Raw genomic sequence first — 19,957 nt, 5'->3', positions numbered from 1 at the left:
TCCAGGTGTTGGTAGGTTTGGAACACGGCGAAATAAGCAGGCTTACAGCAGAAGCCCCTGATCAGTCTTCTTTGACCGAATCCGCCGTTTCCAAGTCCCAACCCCCGAAGACTGGAAACATACAGGACAACGCAGGCAGGTCTACTGGCTCATGCTTCACCCTAGTCCGGTCCTTCCCGCCCAGTCAGCCCCCTCAGGGACCCGACAGGGCAGTGGTCACACCGTTTCGTCCACATTTACAGTTGCGGGGACAGCTCCGGCTTTACACCGAATTCCCTTTTCAGCTTCCCAAAGGAAGCACCTGCATCCCATAAACACAACATATTGAGTTTCCGAAGATGTACAACCCCATCATATCGAAAAACGGAGCAGATGTAAACAAAAAATCCGAACCCTGTGGGATCGGATTATGAGAAACTCATGCAAGCCATGAGTCAGCCCGGATTTATATCAGATATTATTGTTGTTGGGGATCTTTCACATATTTAACGGGGACTTGTCCTTCATCTTGGAAAACGGTCAATTCCACCGTCTCTGTCAGGATGTCGGCGTAACTGTAAGAAACGCGTTCAAAGGAGTGTTGATCCTCGTCCAGTTTGACGATAAACACGGAAGGGTATGTCTCTTCGAGCACCCCGCTGCGTTCAATCGTTTTGCGACGTCCACTGTTGGCTTTCAACCGGATTTTTTGACCGATATAGCCATCCAAGGTCCGTTTTATTTCAGACAGCGCATTCCTACCCATTTAGCTCGACCACCTCACTCACAGAGATTATACCATGAGTCAGGTGCAATTGTCAAAACGTGAATTATAGCAAGGGTCTAAGCCCTATGTCAACGGGTAAAACCGGTAATTGTCAATAAAAGTTCCTTCCCGACAAAACTTTGTCATGATCGACAAACCTTCGCTGAACCGCTTCATTTGGTAAAACGATCCGCCACAGAGCTAGCGGCGTAGGCGTCAGGCTTGATCTTGGCGGTATATCCCACCGAGGTGACCCAACCCACTACCTCCTGAATCAGTTTTCGGGTCTCTCCCTTCCGCCCCACATCCAGGTGAACTTCCACCGGCAACTCCAGAGAAGCCCCCAGAAAACCTTCTTCTTTCAATCGTTCCATCAGATCCAGGCTGTACTCCGTCTCTTTGTAGATCCGATAACGGAGATCCAGCAAAGGGCGACTTTTCTTTTTGGAGTAGAAAAAGAGAGCTCCTTTTCCCACCCGGTGTATAATGATGGCGGTTACGAACAGTGTCTCTTTGTGATCGGTCTGGGAGTCTGTCCCGATCACCATTTTATAAATGGCATTTCGATCTTCATCGATATAGGCATAAATCTCGGAGATCATTTGCTCCAGACGGATCCGACCCCTGCGTGGATGATAGAACTGCAACTTCCATTCGCCTCCGAAGTTCCGGGCGTTGCCGGCTAGTTTTCCCCTGTGGGTTCAGTTCCCCGTCACTTCATCCAGTCGGTTGCTTAAGAAAGCAAATTCCTCCAGCGATAGGGTTTCTCCTCGCCGCTTGGGGTCAATCCCCGCCTCCAGCAACACCCGAGAGAGAATCGCTTTTTCCTGTCCAAGCACAGCTCCTGTACTCAGGGCATTTAGGAGTGTCTTGCGCCGCTGGCCGAAAGCCGCCCGGATCACACGGAATAACAAAGCTTCATCCCGAACTTCCACTGGTGGTTGCTCACGGATCTTCAGTTGGATCACAGCGGAATCCACTTGGGGGCGGGGGACAAAAACATGGGCCGGGACCTTGGTAACCCATTCCGTTTCCGCATAATACCGAGCGGCAACCGTAATCGAACCGTAGGCTTTGCTTCCAGGGGAAGCGGTGAGACGTTCTGCCACCTCTTTTTGAATCATGATCACGATCCGATCCAGCGGAAGTTTTTCCTCCAACAACCGCATCAGGATCGGAGTCGTGACATAATAGGGAAGGTTGGCCACTACACTGATCCGATGGCAGTCCCCCAGGTAATCCCGCAACAGCCTGGTCAGATCCAAATTCATCACATCGCCGTGAAGGATATGGACATGAGGTTGTTCTGAGAACAGACTGCTGAGAACCGGAATCAGCCGATCATCCAATTCCACTGCGACCACCTGACCGGCTGCCATCGCCAACCGTTCGGTCAGGGCCCCGATCCCTGGGCCGATCTCCAACACTCCGGCTTCCGGGTCTAGTCCCGCGGCCTCGATCATCTGATCCAGTATCCGGGGATCTGTAAGAAAATGCTGACCCAGGCTTTTCTTCAGTCGCAATCCCTTTTCTGCCAACAATTGGCGTGTCCGTTCCGCAATCCTGACTTCATCCATCCTCTTCATCCTCTCCCACTCTGTGCAACGCTTCTTCAAATTCCTTTGCTGTGATGTGCAAGAGATGAAGACGGCGAAAGAATTGCTTGGCGTTTCCGTATCCAATCCCCAGGGCTACAGCAAGCTTTTCCCGGAGCAGCCGGGATTTTGGATGACCGACCAGCCCCGCCTCCCGATATCTTTCCCAGGAAACGCCGGTGGCAAACGGTTCTCCTGCTTCATGACGAGCCTTTGCCAACGCCTGACGAATCACTTCCGGAGCGGCATGTTCCACTCCGAGTCCGTGAGCACCCCTCGCTTCCTCCTGGGAGATGAAGGCATGTTTGCAACCAGGCACCTCCCGGGAGACGATGCGTCGGATTCGCTCTCCGGCTCCGTCGGGATCGGTCAGGATAATCACCCCCCGCGCATCCAGGGCCCGCTTCACCTCGGCGATCACATCGGAACCTACTGCCGATCCCCGGGTCTCAATGGTATCTGCACGAACTGCCCGACGGAGAGCTTCTGTATCATTCCGTCCCTCTACGACAATCACTTCTTTAACCGATAGCTGTTGAATAATTCCCACCCTTTTCCTATGTAACCACAACGGAGATTACCCACCCCCGTTGTTCAGCCTGCATCCTCGATCCGAAACAGACGGTTGGCGTTTGCAAAAGTCTGACGGGCCAGTTCTTCCAAAGGCATCTGCCGCAGCTCTGCAATTTTCTCCGCCACCAGCCGGACATAGCCGGACTCGTTTCGCTTGCCCCGATAGGGGTGCGGTGCAAGGTATGGAGCATCAGTCTCCACCACCAGACGGTCCAGGGGAACCTGGACGGCGATCTCTTTGGGGAGTTTGGCGTTTTTAAAGGTGACGGGGCCTCCCAGTCCGATATAAAAATTCATATCCAGACATTGGCTGGCGATCTCCCAGTTCCCACTGAAACAATGCATGACTCCGCCCACCTCTTCCGCCTTTTCCTCCCGCAGGATCTGGATCACATCCGCATCCGCTTCCCGGTTATGGATAATGATGGGCATGTCCAGCTCCCGGGCCAGACGGATCTGTTGGCGGAAGACACTCTCTTGCACTCCCTTCGGTGATTCGTCCCAGTGGTAGTCCAAACCCATCTCACCCAGTGCCACGACCTTGGGATGATTCGTTAAGGATTCGATCCAGTCCAGATCCTCCTCTGTACAGTGAATAGCATCCACAGGATGCCAGCCTACAGCTGCATACATAAAATCATAAGTTTCCACTAGCTTCAAAGTCTCTTCAATGGTCTCACGGTTAAAACCGACATTGAGGATCCGGGTGACTCCCTGCTCCTGGGCCCGTCGGATCACTTCTTCCCGATCTGAGTTAAATTGTTCATCATTCAAGTGGGTATGACTGTCAAAAAGCACGGTCTCCCTCCTGTCTCTTTTGTACGGAAATCGTTGTATATGGTCAGGCCTGTTGATTAGCCCTATTTTAGGGTGGGGAGATTGTGCCCTCCTACAAGGAAGTGAAGACATGCCGCTCCAATTCGGACCATTGGCGGGCAGGAGGGAAGCAACACAAAATGAATGTTGTCCCTAGAAACGTTGTGGTACCCGCGTTTTCGGGATGAGGTTTCACATTCCGGCATCAAATTTCTGATGATCCAAAATCCCTCCATGTGAAACCCCACCCTCCCTGTCAAGGGTTTTTTCACAACACTTCAGGCACCCTCTTGTAAGACTCTCCGCCGGGTCGGATGGCTACCTTTATTCCAGGGCTTCAGCTCCTTTGGATTGTAGTGCCTAGGTGCTTCCTTAATCTAGAGCTTCAGCTCCTTTGGATTGTAGTGCCTAGGTGCTTCCTTAATCTAGAGCTTCAGCTCCTTTGGATTGTAGTGCCTGGGCGCTACCTCTATTCCAGGGATCGTTTGGGCAGCACACGACTCCCTTCCACCACCCATTTTCTGGTTTATCGACAACTCTCCCTATAACCACTTTATCACAAGCTGTTTTGTGGATCAGCGAATAGGAGCTTGAAATCATTCAAAGGCTTCACTTTTATATCCGCTCGCCCCACCACTTCCGAGACTTTGATCGCCCCAAGGTCTCGGCTGTCCCGGCTGTTAGGCCGATTATCCCCCAGAACGAACAGATGCCCCTTTGGAACGACCGTCTCCGGCATCCGACTCTTGACTTGCGGACCTGCAAAGGAGTCCTTGGGAATATATGGTTCTGTCAGGGGTTTGCCGTTTCGAATCACCCGCCCCCCTTCCAAGGTGATGCGATCCCCCGGTTTTCCGACGACCCGTTTGATAAAATCCCGATTCTCATCGGTGTGAAAAACCACAATATCTCCATATTCCGGTTCGGACACGTGATAAATCCACATATTGACGATTAACAGTTCTTCCCCTTTGAAGGTAGGATACATCGATTCCCCATGTACCTCATAAGGGGCAAACAGGAACACCCGGACCACGAGCATCAAGATCGCTGCTACCAAGATCGCAGTCAACCATTCATTGACCGCTTTTCTCGCTTTCTTTCCCAACCCGACCCCCTCCAAACTCTCTTATAGATCTCTCTTCAGGGCTGTTGATTAACCATAAAGCGACGACCCTTTCGCTCCTCCCCTTACCCCCATCGTAAATGCTTGAGGGGACGAGGGTGGTGGGACGGCTCCGATCTCTTGCCAAGAGCGCAAAGGCTCTTCACCGTCCCACCACCCCAACCTTATTTTTCACCCAAAATATGGATAGTCAACACGCCTGATCTCTCTTTTCTTCGACTCCCGGCAATCCAGTACCTGCCGACATCTCCCAGCTCTCGGAAATTTGTGTCACAGAATCCCCATTAAGAAGAAAAAGATCCCCGCCGGAAGCTCGGCGGGGTGGTACATCATTTCACCCGGGTCCCATTGGGAATGTCACCGGATACCGTGGACAATACGAGATGATCCCCCTCCTTGGCGGCTAGCACCATGCCTTGAGAGAGCTCTCCCCGAAGCTTGACTGGCTTCAGGTTGGCAACGATGATTACCTTCTTCCCTTCCAGTTCTTGCGGTTCATAGTGCTGGGCCACTCCAGCCACCACTTGACGGGTTTCGGTACCGAGATCCAATTGCAGTTTTAAAAGTCGATCGGCACCCTGGATCTTCTCCGCACTCCGGACTTGCGCCACCCGGAGGTCGACTTGATTGAAATCCTCAATGGAAATCACAGACGACTCCTCGGCTTGTTTCCTTTCTTTCCTTTTCTGAGCGGGAGGTTCTTCATTTCCATCGTTAACAGTATTTACAGGGACTCCCCCCATCATCCGCACAATCTCCTTGGCCTCTTCTTCCACATCGAGTCGAGGAAAGAGAGGTTTCTGTTTATTGATGTGGGTACCGGCTGGGAAGGATCCGAAGCGGTACAGGCTGTCCCAGGAAGTAAACTCACCGGCAGAGATCCCCAGTTGCTCCCACATCCGGGCCGGTGTCTGCACCAGAAAAGGTTGGATGAGAATACTTGCCATGCGCAAGCCCTCCACCCCATGATACAGAACCGATTCCAACCGGGGTTGATTGGCAGGATCCTTAGCCAATTCCCAAGGCATGGTCTCCTCCAGGTAACGGTTGATTCCATGAACCAGTTCCCAGATCGCCATCATCGCCACGGAGAACTGCAGTTTTTCCATGGCTGCTTCCACCTTCTGCACCGTTGTTTGGGCCAATTGTTCCAGTTTTTTATCCTCCTGGGTCGACTCTGCCTGGCGCGAAGGCACCACTCCATCAGAGTACTTTTGCACCATCGTGAGGGTGCGGTGCAACAGATTTCCCAGATCATTGGCCAGATCGGCGTTGACCCGTTCGATAAAGCCTTCCGGTGTAAAGACGCCATCAGAACCGAAGGGAACCTCTCGCAGCAGATAATAACGCAATACATCCAGCCCATAGCGGTCGATGAGGGGAAGCGGGTCCACCACATTTCCCTTGGATTTGGACATTTTTCCGTCCTTCATCTGGAAGAATCCATGTCCGAACACTTTTTTGGGAAGCGGCAGATCCAGAGCCATTAGTAGAATGGGCCAGATCACCGTATGGAAGCGGATAATATCTTTGCCCACCAAGTGGACATCGGCAGGCCAATAGGTTTGGTATTTGGAATCCTCCTCCGTTCCGTAACCCAGAGCCGAGATGTAATTGGTCAGAGCATCGATCCAAACATACATCACATGTTCGGGATGGCCCGGCACCGGAATCCCCCAATCAAAGGTCGTTCGGGAAACAGCCAGATCTTCAAGCCCAGGTTTGATGAAGTTTTGGATCATCTCGTTTTTCCGGGATTCCGGCTGGATAAATTCCGGATTCTCCTCGTAATACTGGAGAAGGCGATCCGCATATTTGCCCAATCGGAAAAAGTAGGATTGCTCCCGAACCTTTTCTACGGGACGATGACAATCGGGGCATTTTCCGTCCACCAGCTGACGCTCCGTCCAGAAGGATTCACAGGGGGTGCAGTACCAACCCTCGTACTCATCCAAATAGATATCCCCCTGATCCAATAGGCGCTGAAACAGCTGTTGAGCCACTTTTTTATGCCGATCCTGAGTCGTCCGGATAAAATCGTCGTAGGAGATCTCCAAGGCATCCCACAATTTGCGGATGTCCTGGACGATTCCATCTACAAATTCCTGAGGGTCCATCCCCTGCTCCTTCGCCCGACGCTCAATTTTCTGGCCGTGCTCATCCGTTCCGGTCAGATAGAGGACATCATAGCCTCTCAACCTTTTGTAACGGGCCATAGCATCCCCCGCCACCGTCGTATAGGCATGTCCGATGTGCAATTTGTCATTGGGGTAATAAATCGGGGTCGTAATGTAAAAAGAAGGCTGGCTCATTGAAGAATCACTCCCTTGATATACAAATTGAGGCGTGTTGATTAGCCACATTTTAGGCAGGAAATCAGGCCGGGATGGTGGGACGGTGAAGAGCCTTTGCGCTCTTGGCAAGAGATCGTAGCCGTCTCACCCTCCCCGTCCCCTCAAACAATATTTTGGGATGGGGCAAGGGGAAGAGCGAAAGGGTCGTTTCGTTCCCATCATCCACTTGATGGTTAATCAACAGCCCTGATACAAATTAAAAAACCTCCACCCGTTATGGGGCGAGAGGTTTTCCTCACGCGTTACCACCCAACATTTGGCACCCCCTCGCGGCAGGCGCCCTCCATCAGTGATCACACTGGTCCGTTAATGCCGGATACACTCGTCCTTACACACCCGGTTGAGGCTTGGGGACAAGTTCTCAGGGGCCATCTTCACCCTTCGCTCCCATACCGGCTTTCACCTGTCCCGGCTCTCTGTCATGAGTGCTTACGGGTTACTCTTCCCCGTCTGCGAATGTTTGAATTCAGATTTAATATCCATTATAGACAAATCGGGGACATTTGATCAATAGAAATCCAAAGCCTCCACCCTCACTTCAGATTCTGTCATAACAAGTGGCCAAAGGGGACTCCCGCTTCCGAATCCGGCCGGCTTCCACCAAATCGTTCAGTTCTTGCTTCAATCGATTCACACCCCAATCGAGACCGCACTCCCGGTTGATCAGCCCCACCGTCTCCACCAAATCGGTGTCGAAGAAGGGCAAGCGATCCTCAATCGTATCGAGAATGCGCTCTTCCCGCTCTGCATGGACCTGTTTTAATTCGTCAAAGGGATTGGTCACATGAGGACTGCGGGTATAAGCCGCCCGAATTCGGACAAAGACCGTCCGGCCAAAAACAGCGGAAGAGATGAACGCATCCCCGGACCGCAAATAAGGGAGACGTTTTCCCTCCTCAGCAGTCAGATCTGTCTCTTCTCGCAAGGTGGCGATATCCGTTCCTCTGACAGTACGAAAGACAAACTTGGTGTTGAGCTGGGCAGTGATCGTTTCATCCAAGAGGGTGGGCCGCTGTGTGGCCAAGATCAGAAATGCACCGTATTTCCGCCCTTCCTGTGCAATCTCTTTCAAAACCGCTTTGGGAGGAGAATCCACCCCTTTGGGGGCAAAATTGTGAGCTTCGTCGGTCACAATAACAAAAGGCGGGAAAAAGGTTCCCTCCTCTCCATTCATCCGGGCATCTTTGTACTCCCTCCGCTTCCGATAGAGAGATCCGATCACATAGGTGGAGAACACTTGCAATATCCAGGAATCTCCTTGGACGACAACCAGTCGTCCCTGCTCCAGCCCTTCCTCGATGGGATGAATATCCTTCTGAAACAGACCCGCCTTCTCCAAACGGTTAAGACGCCACTGAACCCCCTTCAGGGAGGCCAGAGGGAGGCTTCCATACTGTTGATGCAAGTCGAGGAGGTCTTTGGTTCGCTCTACATCTGTCGGGGTTAAATCCTCCTCCCGAAGCCGCCGGTTCAATCCCTGAGCCCCCTCTTCAATCGCTTGGGCCACATTGTTGAGCCGATCACTGAAGGTAGTGAAATCATCTCGACGCCGGTGCAAGCTTTGCACCACGTTGACCATCGATTCCGACAGGTGTCCACCGGCGGCCCCGACCAGACTCACCACATCCCGGGTATTCAGATCGGTAAAACGAATCCCCACCTCCTTTCCCACTTGCACCGCCCGCCACCGCTCTCCAAAGGAAGGTGCCCTCTCTGCAAAGTCAGAGGCGATGTCCCCGAATTGCATTTCAAAATGAGGATCGAACACTAGGGTGGGAATCGCCAGCTTCATCATTTCCTCTAGCACAACCCGCAGCCCGAAGGATTTCCCCGAACCAGAACCTCCGAAGACCCCGATATGGGGATATTGCTGCATCGATTGAATATCAAAGAGGAAAGGAACCCCCCTTTGGGGACGAAGACCTCCTTCCTCCAACAGATACACACGGTCCCGCAGGTCATCGTCCACGCTTTCGCCCAAGGATTCCGTCCCCCGGATCTCCCCCAACACCAAGCCTTGATCGGGAGTGGTCTTCACCAATAGGTGGCGCACTTCATCAAACAGCGGCGCCCGTACGGCACACCCCGTTCGGACCGGATGGGGGGCCTCGGAAAACAGCCGCAGTTTGGCCAGATTCACCTCATCGGATCCGATATCATATCCGATTTGCTCCAAGGAGCGAATCACTTCTGTATCGATGATGGACTTGTCCAACCCCATGGGGATCAAGCGATTATAGGACAGGGTCTCCACCACTTCTCCCTGGGGGTCCCCCAAATTCTCATCCTCGATCACCAAGATTTCATTGATGCGAAATTTGCGGTCTTTGGATGCCACATAGACTTCCTGTTGCGTCGTCACGCCCACCACTTGCAAGGGATCCAGTCCTCCTCTCCATATCACAAGATCCGGTCGCTTCGTTTGGGAACCAACAGCCGGTGACGAAGATCCGGATCGATGTATTGCTCCACCATGGCTTGTACCAGAGCATCTGTCACTCTCACTTCTTGATCGACGATATCCAGCCAGAGAGGAATACCCCGCCCTTGAGCCGGCGTGAGCGTATGAACCAGTCGAACCAAATCCTCTCGGGCATCTGACTGGCTTAATAGACCATCCACGCCCACTGGTTGCGGGTGTTTTGCAGGAGAGAGAACCGTTTTCCACAAACCGGTCCCAGCAGGATCCATCTCAGGGGAAATATAAGCCTCTCCTGGTTTCATCACCCCGAACAGAATCTCACGATCGGAGTAATTGCCTTGTTCCGGGAACAAGGCGCGAGCCAAGCTCTTGGTGCCGATCTCTTCGGTGACCCCTACCAACAAAACACCCGCTTGTTCCGCCACCTCTACCAACTCATCCCACCCTTCGGCATGGTCGATCAAAAAATGGAGGAGTGAGCCATCCATCATCACCACCCGCGGAGTCCAGTTACGGATAGCATAAAGAGCTACCTGGATCTCCAACCCGGCTAACAATCTGCCCCGGTGTTTCGCCTCCCGGGCCAGTTGACCTTCCTCCCCCTCTTCCTCCTCTTTTTCCAACAAGGGAGTATACAGATCGGCAGACCATTTTTCCTCTCCTCGGGTTCCTTTGGCCAAAGCCTGGAATACAGAGAGAGTATGAGGATGGGTCCCAGGGGTGGTATTGACTGAGCCGTCCACCCCTACCAGGGTCTCCTGGCCCAGCCACTTTTTTAGCTGCTCTCCATCCCATCGCCCTGCCAGATCCATGTGACCGATTGACTGCAACCGTTCTCGAATTTGATCTCGATTGAATACATCTGGGGGATACACCCGTCGTAGATCCCTGTTGGTCTCCTCCAGCTTTTGCTTCAACACCTCAGACAGCAAAAGCAATTCCACTCCCCCCTCTGATCCATACACACGGATATTATCCATCCGCCATTCCTTTCTTTTCTCATTCTACTTGAAAAAGCCTCCCCCGCAAACGGCAAAGGGCAGTTAAAACCCCCCGGATCTGACAGAAAACAAAGTTCCAAAAAAAATCTATATCATTGCGGTCTGTTATATTGACTGTTATGGGAATCGCTGGTATGATAATTTTGATGTCGTTACTGTCGAATTTTGACGGTTGCGAGACCAAGACCAAATATAGACTAAAAACTGAGAGGGGAAATTCGCAATGCTCAAATCTACCGGAATTGTCCGCAAAGTTGATGAGTTAGGTCGTGTCGTCATCCCCATCGAACTGCGACGTACCCTGGGAATCGGAGAAAAAGACGCCCTGGAGATTTATGTCGACGGCGAACGAATCGTGTTGAAAAAATACGAACCGGCATGCATTTTTACAGGTGAAGTGGATGAGACCGTCCGTTATAAAAACAAGGTGGTCAGCAAGAAATGTATCGAAGAAATGTTTGAACTGCTGAAAGAGGAAGAAGGCGTCAAAGCCTGATATTTCTGTTAGTATAAAGCGTTCTTCCCACAGATGATTTTGCCAAAACATACGGTGTGGTGCTCCATTTCAAAAGGGACCTCCTAGAGAGAGGTCCCTTTTGAAATTATATACATTTTATATTTTCGACAATTCCTGCGACGATCAGCCCTCACGTCCTATTTGACTCAAAATTCGTTCTTTGAGCAACTCAGAGCGAGTGCCGAATACTGCCTGATAATTTCCTGCTCCCACACGGATCACTCCTGATGCCCCCAATTTCTTCAGTCGGTTCTGATCCAATTTGCTGTCATCTTTCAGGGTCATCCGAAGCCGGGTGATGCAAGCATCCAAATCCTCAATATTCTCCTTGCCGCCGATGGCCTCTAATACCTCTCCGGCCAAAACCTCCAGATCATCGGAAGCATCTGCTTTATTTGAGATTTCCACTTCCTTCGGATCCTTTGAGCTTTCCGCTTCTCCCTTATCATCTTCCTCCTCTTCCCTTCCCGGAGTGGGCAGGTTGAATTTGCGGATGGCGAAGCGGAATATGATGTAGTAAAGCAGGGCAAAACCCAAACCGACTGGAATGATGAGCCAGCCCTTAGTGGAAAGATGGAAATTGACCACATAATCGATCAATCCGGCAGAAAATCCAAAACCGTGTTTCACATCCAGCAAATACATCAAAGCCATGGACGTCCCCATCAATATCGCATGAATCAGATAGAGAACGGGGGCCAGGAACATGAAAAGAAATTCAATCGGCTCCGTGATCCCCGTCAAGAAGGAGGTGAGCGCCACACTTCCAAGCACCCCGGCTACCGCTGCCTTCCGAGAAGGTTTGGCTTCGTGAACCATAGCCAGACAGGCTGCCGGCAAGGCAAACATCATGATTGGGAAGAAGCCAGCCATAAAGGTACCCGCTGTGGGATCCCCGGCAAAGAAACGATAAAGATCCCCTGTCACTATATCCCCGGCGGAGTTCTCAAATTTACCCAGCTGGAACCAGACCAGAGTATTGATAATGTGATGAAGACCCAAGGGAATCAGGAGTCGATTCAACAATCCGTAACCGAACATTCCCACTGCACCGGCACCGATCACCCCGTTACCGGCTGCTTCGATCACATCCTGGATAGGCGGCCAGATAAAACGAAACAGGATCCCCAACAAAAACATGACGAATGCTGTGATGATGGGAACAAAACGGCTCCCCCCGAAAAACTGCAGCCAATCCGGTAGTCGGATATCATGAAATCGTTTGTATAGATAGGCCGTAACCAAGCCGGTGATAATCCCACCCAGGACCCCCATCTGGTCGATTTTGACCTGCCACGCCGGATTGTCCGGAGCCGGGGCATTCATCCCCACGATGGAATTAAGCACCATATAACCGACCACTGCTGCCAGGCCAGCAGCCCCGGCGCTGTTACTTAAACCGATGGCCACACCTACGGCGAACAGGATCGGAAGAAAGCCCAGAATCCCGTCAGCACCGGTAGTCATGGTGTTTCCCACCTCGGCTAGCCAAGGCATGGACAACTGTTCGGAAAAAGTGTTGATCAATACACCCAATGACATCAACAAGGCCGCTGCTGGCATCACCGCGATGGGCAACATCAATGCCTTACCAATCTGCTGCAGTTTCCCCAATAGCGCTTTCATTTTTTTGTACACCCCCAGGAATTTAGTATTGCAAATATTTATGATTCGTCCTGCATTATACATAATGAACTAGACAGGACTTCATACCTTTTATACATTTTATATCCAAGGGCCTCATTCCTTTTGGGAAAAATGAAATCGAGAGAAGGAAAAAGACCTCCCCTCGATCATGAATCCATCTCCCGGTGATACTCATTGTACACTTCCCGCTTGGGAAGAGAGCGTTCTGCCGCCGTCGCTTGGATGCCCTCTTTTTTGCTTTTTCCCCGGTGAATATGCCAATCGACATGTTCCCTTACCGTCAAAGCTCGCCACCAGGTGACATTCGGTTCTTCTTCCACCTGGTTCCCACCGGCAGGCGCCCCCTCCACCACCACCGTCCACTCTCCCCGAGGCTTTCTCTCTTCCAACAGTCGGAGACATACAGAAAGAGGGGCTCTCATCCACTCTTCGTGCCTTTTCGTCAGTTCGCGGGCCAGGGCGGCTTGGCGATCGCCCAACACCTCCAACACATCCTTCAACATCGGCTGAATTCGATGGGGTGCCTCGTAGAAGATCAAGGTGGCGGGCGTTTCTTTCCATTTGTTCAATTCTGCCCTCCGTTCTTTTGCATTTCTGGGGAGAAATCCGATAAACAGAAAAGGTTGCGGCTTAATCCCCGAGGCGACCAAGGCACTCAGAGCCGCATTTGGACCCGGAACAGGGATTACAGGCATTCCCGCCTGTACCACCTCGCGAATCAGCTCCTCTCCCGGATCGGAAATCCCGGGCATCCCCGCATCACTCACCAATGCGATGTTTTCTCCCTCCTGTAACCGGTTGAGAAGTGAGGAAAGACGGGCCAAACGATTATGTTCGTGATAACTGGTCATCGCCTTCGAAATCCCCAGATGGGATAAAAGTTTCCGTGTATGCCGTGTATCCTCGCAGGCGATCAGATCCACTTCCGTCAGTATCTGCTTGGCCCGTTCACTCAAATCTCCCAGATTGCCGATCGGTGTGCCCACCACATACAACACGCCGCCCTCAAATTCAAAACTCTTTTGTCCCTTCACCCTGCGTCCTCCTTTGAATCAGTTCCATCTTTTGTGCCCTGCTCAACTGTTTGATCTCCCACTCCCGCCGCAGAGCTTGGGAACGGGTGATTCCTGTTTCTAACCATTTCAGAGTGAAAGGCCCTCTGCCCCGTGTGTATTTTGCTCCGGTTCCCTGTCGATGTTGCCTAAGCCGTTGTTTTAGATTGTTGGTGATTCCGGTATAGAGTGTGCCATCGCCACATTCCAGTATGTAGACCACATAGTTTCTTTCCAATGATCTCCTCAACTCCATCTGAAGCAGAAAGAAAGTGCCGGTAGCACCGGCACTTCAGTCATCCTCCTGAGATGTTTTGTTCAAGAAGGAGAGGCAAAACAAGCAGTCACCATCTTCGCGCATGCTCCCGTAATGGACATTGCAAATATGAAATCCCTCGTGATAGAGACGTGCCAAATTGTCATGTCCCTCACCGGCGATCTCCTGGGAATCGGATTCCGGTTTCCCTGTTTGTTTCTGTTCCATTTGTTCCTTCAATGCCTCATTTTCCAAAACCAACCGTGTATTTTCCTCCAGCATTTGAACAATTTCCAGCTTCAAACCACCCAGTTCTTTATACAATTCTCCGATTTGGTCTTCAATCCGGGTCATCCGGGATAAAATGGCCCGCTTGTCCAAGCCCCCCACCTCAATCACCCGCTGTCTGTTCAGGATCGCCCAGGAACATGAGGCTCTCTCCGTCAGGTCCCCAAGGATGGTTGGTTCATCTAAACCTGGGCTTTCACGACTTCTGCCGGATGTTCCACCCTCCGGCCCGATTCGGCCAGCTCGACCTGTACCCGACGTTCCAACAGATTTAATACCACCACCCGACCGTCACCTTCCGGAGTGGTGACCCGGGTACCGACATCCGGCATCAACTGCTTGGCCTCTACATAGGTGTCATTTTCAAATTTGAGACAACACATCAAGCGACCGCATAAACCGGAGATCTTAGCCGGGTTCAAGGAGAGATTCTGATCCTTCGCCATTTTAATCGATACCGGTTCAAAATCCCCCAAAAAGGACGAACAGCACAAAACCCGGCCACAGGGTCCAATTCCACCAAGCATTTTGGCTTCGTCCCGAACCCCGATTTGACGTAATTCGATTCGAGTCCGGAATACTGATGCCAAATCACGGACCAGCTCTCTAAAATCAACCCGGCCATCTGCGGTGAAGTAGAAGATGATTTTGTTCCGGTCGAAGGTGTACTCCGCATCCACGAGTTTCATCTCCAACCCGTGGTTTTGTATCTTTTCTTCACAGATGGATAAAGCCTCCCCCGCCGCCTTCAGGTTGGTCTCCATCTGTTCCACATCTTCTGGAGTGGCCGTCCGGAGTACCGGCCTTAAAGGCAAAACCACCTCTTCTTCGCTCACGTGGCGGATGCCGATGACCACCGTCCCAAATTCGATACCACGAACGGTTTCGACGATCACAGATTGATTCCTCTGGATCGCCAAATCGCCAGGATCAAAATAATATATTTTACCCGCTTGTCTGAAACGGACGCCTACGACTGACAACATGTTTGGGTCCCCCTTGCATAGACAGCACCATCCTCTCCAAAACTGCTTGGGGTTGAACGGGTCCAGCCAAAGCTTGCCTAGCCTGAATCACCGCGTCCATCCCATTGAGCAAGCTAGAGAGAGTCCAGCGGGACGCTTGGTGCTGACGAGATTCCTTCCATCCGGCGAAGACCGAATCTCCGATGACACCCAAACGCTCATGTAGCAAGTCTCTCAACCACAAAAGAGACAGATCCAACAAAAGATTCATCTCTCCCGAGTCAAAGTCAGCCAACCAAACCGTCTGGATCTCCACCAGTGGATTCGATTTGCCGGAGGGGATCTCCCCCATCCATCTTATCATTCGCTCGCAAACAGGAGCAAATTTGTCGCCCCTTGCTAATCTTTCCGCAGCCTCCACCCCGGAGACCAAGTGGGCCGCAATCCGCGCATAGGCCGGGTCAACTCCAGTATCTACCAACGAAGATTCAATCCATGCCGGAGGCAGAGGACGAAAGCGGAGCAATTGACAACGCGAGAGGATCGTGGGAAGGAGGGAATGAATCTGTTCCGTGATGAGAACAGCCACCATCCGGGTCACAGGTTCCTCCAAAAACTTCAAAAGACTATTGGCCGCCTGCAGGGTGAGTGTCTCTGCCTGATGCAGAATCACCACTCGGGTGACCTCATCAGGTGGGGAGAAGGAAAACCTCCGTTGCAGTTCCCGAACTTGTCCGATTTTGATAGAGGATCCATCGGGTTCCAGTATGGTGATATCAGGATGATTTCCGTTGCCGATCCTTCTGCAGGATCGGCAATGATCACAAGGTGCTTGATCCTGATTTTCACAATTGAGTGCCTTGGCCCATTCGATGGCAGCCTTTTTCTTTCCAACGCCTTCCGGACCCGCAAAACAATAGGCGTGGGCAACCCTTTCATTCTTCAAAGCGTTTTTCAGTAACTGCATCACCTGGTCCTGTCCACGAATCTCTGCAAAAGACATGTTCAGCCCCCGTTTTCTCCTTCAAAACTGCGCAAACCGATCAACGGGAAGGATAAAGACGGTGGCACCGCCCACCTCCACTTCCACCGGATAAGGAACATAGGAGTCCGGATTTCCCCCTATGGAAGAGATCGGTGACATCAGCTGTTTCCGGGAGCTACAATTCTCCTTGATAATTTGTAAAACCCCATCCACCCGATCATCTTCGATTCCAATCAAAAAGGTGGTGTTGCCGGATTTGAGGAAGCCCCCGGTACTGGCCAGTTTGGTAGCCCGGATATTATTTTTCACCAAGGCATCGGACAAGCGGTTGCTGTCTTGATCCTGAACCACCGCAATTACCATCCTCATCCTGAACCATCCTCCCGCAAGGGAATTTTGTCACCCAGCGTTTTCTGAAGATCCACCACGATTCGGCGGAAAACCTCGGCGGCGGAAAGGGTACCATCGATGATACAAAACCGCTCCGGGTGAAGAGTGGCCAGATGATGGAACCCGTCTCTCACCTTTTGATGATAAGCTTGTCCTTTTAATTCGATGCGGTCCCTCGAAATTCCCCTGTTTTCCAAACGGCGAATACTCTCTTGCAAAGGGAGGTCCAGCAAATAAGTCCGATCGGGAATCAGCCCCTGGATGGCCACCTCGTTGACCTGTAGCACATCCTGCGGGTTTGCACCGGCACTGTATGCCTGATATACCATACTGGAATCCACATACCGGTCACAGAGTACCGTCTCCCCCTTTGCAAGGGCGGGCTGAATAACTTCCTCCACCAATTGTGCCCGGGAAGCGGCATACAGGAGCATCTCTGCCCGCAGAGACATCTCCCTTGCTCCAGGGTCCAACAGGATCTCCCGAATCCGATCCCCTATCGAAGTCCCCCCTGGTTCACGAGTGGTTACACAGGGGATTCTGCATTTTTCCAGATAAGATTGAAGCCGTGTGACCTGCGTGGACTTCCCCGCACCTTCAGGTCCCTCAAGCGTAATAAAGCAACCTTTCACAGCGCTCCTCCATAGTTTATTAATCTAAGCCGAGCGTGTTGATTCGCCCTATTTAAGCGGAAAGATCCTATTCGATCCGCTCCGATACACCAAGTGACGAAAGCAACCAGGGAACTAGCATCCTAGAAGTGCTGTAATTTACGTCGACCCGCTCTCATTCCAGAGCTTCAGCCCATCGGAAGGGTGGTGCCTGGGGCACGACCTCCATTGAAATGGTAATGCCGAGGGTCAATCTTCACTTCGAATCAAGGATCCCTTGGGAGGAACCGCCTTCCATCACCCATTTTATGGTTTATCAACAGCCCTGATATTTACTATTATTTTATCACGTGCAGACCTGGGGGGAAACCGGGGGTCAAGCCTCGGACCCGCCCACCTTTGTCAAGTGTGTGAAGAATGTGTCGGATCTGTTCTGTACTTAATATCTCACCGGGCAACACCGCTGGAACCCCAGGCGGATAAGGAACCACCATCTCCCCGGCGATCCTCCCTTCCGCTTGCGGAAACGACACGGTTTCCCCAGTCACCCACCGGAGACGTTCCCAGGACATATGACTTTCACTCAGCACCGGGATCTCGGGGACCGGTGGGCAGGGATCTTCCTCCCATTCTGGAACCACTTGGTCCAACCGACGCAGAATCTCGATCAACCGAAGCGACTCGCCCTCTTCCATCCCAGGAGAGAGAACGAATAACACCTTCTTATCATCCGCCAATTCCGCGTCAATCCCTCTTTTCTCCAACCAGCTCAGCATTCTGTACCCTGAGACGCTCCGATCCGCCTTGATGCTCATTTTCAAAGGGTCGCTTCCCGGTTGCAACTCTTCTTGTAAATGTCTCATCCCTGCCACTTCTTCCCGAATCAGTGCTACCTGGTGCAGGGTTTTTTGCAGTTGCTCGGATCCTTCCATCACCATCCAACGCCGTGCCAAGTCCAGAGAAGCCATCAAAGGATAGGACGGACTACTTGATTGAATCATTCCTAAAGCTTTGGCCACCCGGTCCCAGTCCAGCCGTCTTCCCTTCAGGTGGAGCATGGACCCCATGGTCATGGCTGTCAACATTTTGTGAGTCGACTGAACCACCCCATCCGCTCCTTGGGTCAATGCCGAGGGCGGCAGCTGGGGATGGAATTGGAAGTGAGCACCATGGGCCTCATCCACCATCAGTGGCACCCCGTGATGATGACATATTTCTGCTAATGAAGAAATCGGTTGCAACCTGCCAAAGTAATCGGGACTTGTAAGAAACACCCCCTTCACTCCAGGGTGACGCAGGAGCGCTTCCTCCAGGTCTTCTCCGGTGATTTCTCCCCCCAAGGGAACATCTCCCCTTCCAGACAGAAAAACCGGACGAACCCCGGCCAGGTGGCAGCCATTGAAGACAGATTGGTGGGAGGCTCGATGGATGATTAACTGATCCTTCGGTTGACAGGAGGCCAAGATCAGACTGATATTCCCCGCTGTACTCCCTCCCACCAGAAAAAAAGTCTGATCGGCACCAAAGGCCGCCGCAGCTAATTCCTGGGCCTGCTGAATCACACCTTCAGGTTGATGCAAGTCATCCAACTCCGCGATCTCCGTCAGATCGATGGTAAGTAACTCCCCGAAGAGATCCCGCCCCAAAGGATCAAAAGCCTGTCCCTGCTTATGTCCTGGGACATGGTAGTTTCCCCGTTTCTGACCTTTATGAAAGCAGAGAGCTTCAAACAGCGGAGCCTCTTTCTGATTCATATGTCTCCCCCCCAAAAAAAGAGACGGGAACTGTTTACAGTCCCCGTTCGATCTGGTTCTTCCCATCCATCCATAACAACTTTAAGCGCGTCACAAAGTGTGGATACTTTTGATCCTTCACATCGGTTTGAACGATTTCTTGTTCACATGTTTCGCAGATAAATCCATCCAGAACTCCGATTCCTTGTTCGTGCCATTCATTACACACGATGCAGCGGATCTGATCATTTTTATCCAAGATCGACCCACCCTTTTCAATTTTTTAATTCATTGTTCCCCGGTTGCTCCCCATTTATACAGATCCCATGCATTCACATGGACACCGATCTCCTGCAAAAAGCGCAAAGGATCTTCTTCTCCTTCATTGAATGACCAGGTACGTCCTGGAGCAGGTGTGTTGATTGCTCCGATGCCCCAGGTGAGGCCACTCCAAATCGACCGTCGAGCAGGGGGACAAAGTCGGGGAGAAGTATCCCATGGAAGTGGAGCAGGGCCAGTGATCACATGGCAAGTATACCATGAGGCGAACCGGGGAAAAACAAGATTACCCAAGTCCATCCACGATAGAAGAAAGGCAAGTGCAAGACTATGGCTGAACAGATGGCACAATGGATTCTACAGGGATATATCCCCGTTTTGGCCATTATCAAAGGGGTAATTTATTATATTCGCTCTCCTCAAGAGTGAAAACAAAAAAATGGCTACGATCGCCAACATAGCAAACAGCCCTTGGATTTTGTGGAATCCAAGGGCTGTTTATGTATGGCCTGGCAACGTCCTACTCTCCCAAGGGCCTGCGCCCTAAGTACCATCGGCGCTGGAGGGCTTAACTTCCGTGTTCGAGATGGGAACGGGTGGTT

General features: G+C 51.8%; 20 protein-coding genes, 1 rRNA gene, 1 riboswitch and 1 other annotated feature. Of the genes, 1 reads left to right on the top strand and 20 read right to left on the bottom strand.

Features of this window, described 5'->3' with window-relative positions:
- Positions 1–117: 117 nt before the first annotated feature.
- Positions 118–320: riboswitch (cobalamin riboswitch) on the bottom strand.
- Between the two features lie 137 nt (positions 321–457).
- From veg to JOD24_RS10135, 9 genes are all read right to left on the bottom strand, one after another.
- Positions 458–745: a biofilm formation stimulator Veg gene (gene veg, locus JOD24_RS10175; protein WP_009710745.1), complete on the bottom strand. Its 288-nt coding sequence runs from the start codon at positions 743–745 to the stop codon at positions 458–460.
- Positions 746–918: 173 nt separating this feature from the next.
- A complete protein-coding gene (locus tag JOD24_RS10170) occupies positions 919–1,392 on the bottom strand; it encodes a ribonuclease H-like YkuK family protein (protein ID WP_380166430.1) in 474 nt (157 codons plus the stop codon).
- A gap of 54 nt (positions 1,393–1,446) precedes the next feature.
- Positions 1,447–2,331, bottom strand: a complete 885-nt coding sequence (gene rsmA, locus JOD24_RS10165; protein ID WP_380166432.1) for a 16S rRNA (adenine(1518)-N(6)/adenine(1519)-N(6))-dimethyltransferase RsmA — start codon at positions 2,329–2,331, stop codon at positions 1,447–1,449.
- Entirely contained in the window at positions 2,315–2,911 is a 597-nt protein-coding gene (rnmV, locus tag JOD24_RS10160; RefSeq protein ID WP_380166434.1) for a ribonuclease M5, read from the bottom strand. Before rnmV ends, rsmA begins: the two co-directional genes overlap by 17 nt.
- A gap of 23 nt (positions 2,912–2,934) precedes the next feature.
- Positions 2,935–3,711 carry a TatD family hydrolase gene (locus JOD24_RS10155; protein WP_380166436.1) on the bottom strand — a complete coding sequence of 259 codons (777 nt, stop codon included), beginning with the start codon at positions 3,709–3,711 and terminating at the stop codon, positions 2,935–2,937.
- 574 nt (positions 3,712–4,285) lie between these two features.
- A complete protein-coding gene (lepB, locus tag JOD24_RS10150) occupies positions 4,286–4,837 on the bottom strand; it encodes a signal peptidase I (protein ID WP_380166438.1) in 552 nt (183 codons plus the stop codon).
- A 347-nt stretch (positions 4,838–5,184) separates the two neighbouring features.
- Positions 5,185–7,167: a methionine--tRNA ligase gene (gene metG, locus JOD24_RS10145; protein WP_380166440.1), complete on the bottom strand. Its 1,983-nt coding sequence runs from the start codon at positions 7,165–7,167 to the stop codon at positions 5,185–5,187.
- Between the two features lie 256 nt (positions 7,168–7,423).
- Positions 7,424–7,671 (bottom strand) — a binding site (T-box leader).
- Positions 7,672–7,747: 76 nt separating this feature from the next.
- The gene (locus JOD24_RS10140; protein WP_380166470.1) at positions 7,748–9,580 is read right to left on the bottom strand and encodes an ATP-binding protein; all 1,833 of its coding nucleotides are present in this window, start codon (positions 9,578–9,580) and stop codon (positions 7,748–7,750) included.
- A 29-nt stretch (positions 9,581–9,609) separates the two neighbouring features.
- Positions 9,610–10,569, bottom strand: a complete 960-nt coding sequence (locus tag JOD24_RS10135) for a DNA double-strand break repair nuclease NurA (RefSeq protein ID WP_380166442.1) — start codon at positions 10,567–10,569, stop codon at positions 9,610–9,612.
- Positions 10,570–10,855: 286 nt separating this feature from the next.
- Between JOD24_RS10135 and JOD24_RS10130 the strand changes: the two genes are divergently transcribed.
- Positions 10,856–11,128 carry an AbrB/MazE/SpoVT family DNA-binding domain-containing protein gene (locus tag JOD24_RS10130; RefSeq protein ID WP_380166444.1) on the top strand — a complete coding sequence of 91 codons (273 nt, stop codon included), beginning with the start codon at positions 10,856–10,858 and terminating at the stop codon, positions 11,126–11,128.
- Between the two features lie 144 nt (positions 11,129–11,272).
- On the opposite strand, the gene JOD24_RS10125 is transcribed toward JOD24_RS10130, so the two are convergent.
- The 11 genes from JOD24_RS10125 to rrf form a co-directional block, all read right to left on the bottom strand.
- Positions 11,273–12,775, bottom strand: a complete 1,503-nt coding sequence (locus JOD24_RS10125) for a PTS transporter subunit EIIC (RefSeq protein ID WP_429246870.1) — start codon at positions 12,773–12,775, stop codon at positions 11,273–11,275.
- Positions 12,776–12,942: 167 nt separating this feature from the next.
- Positions 12,943–13,830, bottom strand: coding sequence for a 16S rRNA (cytidine(1402)-2'-O)-methyltransferase (gene rsmI / locus JOD24_RS10120; RefSeq protein ID WP_429246869.1), 888 nt, complete (start codon positions 13,828–13,830; stop codon positions 12,943–12,945).
- Entirely contained in the window at positions 13,808–14,086 is a 279-nt protein-coding gene (locus JOD24_RS10115) for a GIY-YIG nuclease family protein (protein ID WP_429246868.1), read from the bottom strand. Before JOD24_RS10115 ends, rsmI begins: the two co-directional genes overlap by 23 nt.
- Before the next feature lie 54 nt (positions 14,087–14,140).
- The gene (yabA, locus tag JOD24_RS10110; RefSeq protein ID WP_380166452.1) at positions 14,141–14,485 is read right to left on the bottom strand and encodes a DNA replication initiation control protein YabA; all 345 of its coding nucleotides are present in this window, start codon (positions 14,483–14,485) and stop codon (positions 14,141–14,143) included.
- 89 nt (positions 14,486–14,574) lie between these two features.
- Entirely contained in the window at positions 14,575–15,378 is an 804-nt protein-coding gene (locus tag JOD24_RS10105) for a PSP1 domain-containing protein (protein WP_380166454.1), read from the bottom strand.
- Complete coding sequence (gene holB, locus JOD24_RS10100; RefSeq protein ID WP_429246867.1) at positions 15,338–16,360, bottom strand: DNA polymerase III subunit delta'; 1,023 nt, start codon at positions 16,358–16,360, stop codon at positions 15,338–15,340. Before holB ends, JOD24_RS10105 begins: the two co-directional genes overlap by 41 nt.
- A 21-nt stretch (positions 16,361–16,381) precedes the next feature.
- Complete coding sequence (locus tag JOD24_RS10095) at positions 16,382–16,711, bottom strand: cyclic-di-AMP receptor (RefSeq protein ID WP_380166458.1); 330 nt, start codon at positions 16,709–16,711, stop codon at positions 16,382–16,384.
- Positions 16,708–17,364, bottom strand: a complete 657-nt coding sequence (gene tmk, locus JOD24_RS10090) for a dTMP kinase (protein WP_429246866.1) — start codon at positions 17,362–17,364, stop codon at positions 16,708–16,710. Before tmk ends, JOD24_RS10095 begins: the two co-directional genes overlap by 4 nt.
- A gap of 317 nt (positions 17,365–17,681) precedes the next feature.
- On the bottom strand, positions 17,682–19,097 hold the full coding sequence (locus tag JOD24_RS10085) for an aminotransferase class I/II-fold pyridoxal phosphate-dependent enzyme (protein WP_380166462.1): 1,416 nt from the start codon (positions 19,095–19,097) through the stop codon (positions 17,682–17,684).
- A gap of 34 nt (positions 19,098–19,131) precedes the next feature.
- A complete protein-coding gene (locus tag JOD24_RS10080; RefSeq protein ID WP_380166464.1) occupies positions 19,132–19,335 on the bottom strand; it encodes a sigma factor G inhibitor Gin in 204 nt (67 codons plus the stop codon).
- Between the two features lie 527 nt (positions 19,336–19,862).
- Positions 19,863–19,957: ribosomal RNA gene (gene rrf, locus JOD24_RS10075) — 5S ribosomal RNA — on the bottom strand; the annotation flags it as partial.

This window comes from Kroppenstedtia sanguinis, from assembly GCF_050433445.1.
GTDB classification, from domain to species: domain Bacteria; phylum Bacillota; class Bacilli; order Thermoactinomycetales; family DSM-45169; genus Kroppenstedtia; species Kroppenstedtia sanguinis.
The sequence above is the reverse complement of the archived record's forward strand: the minus strand, read 5'-3'. Positions and strand labels throughout refer to the sequence as shown.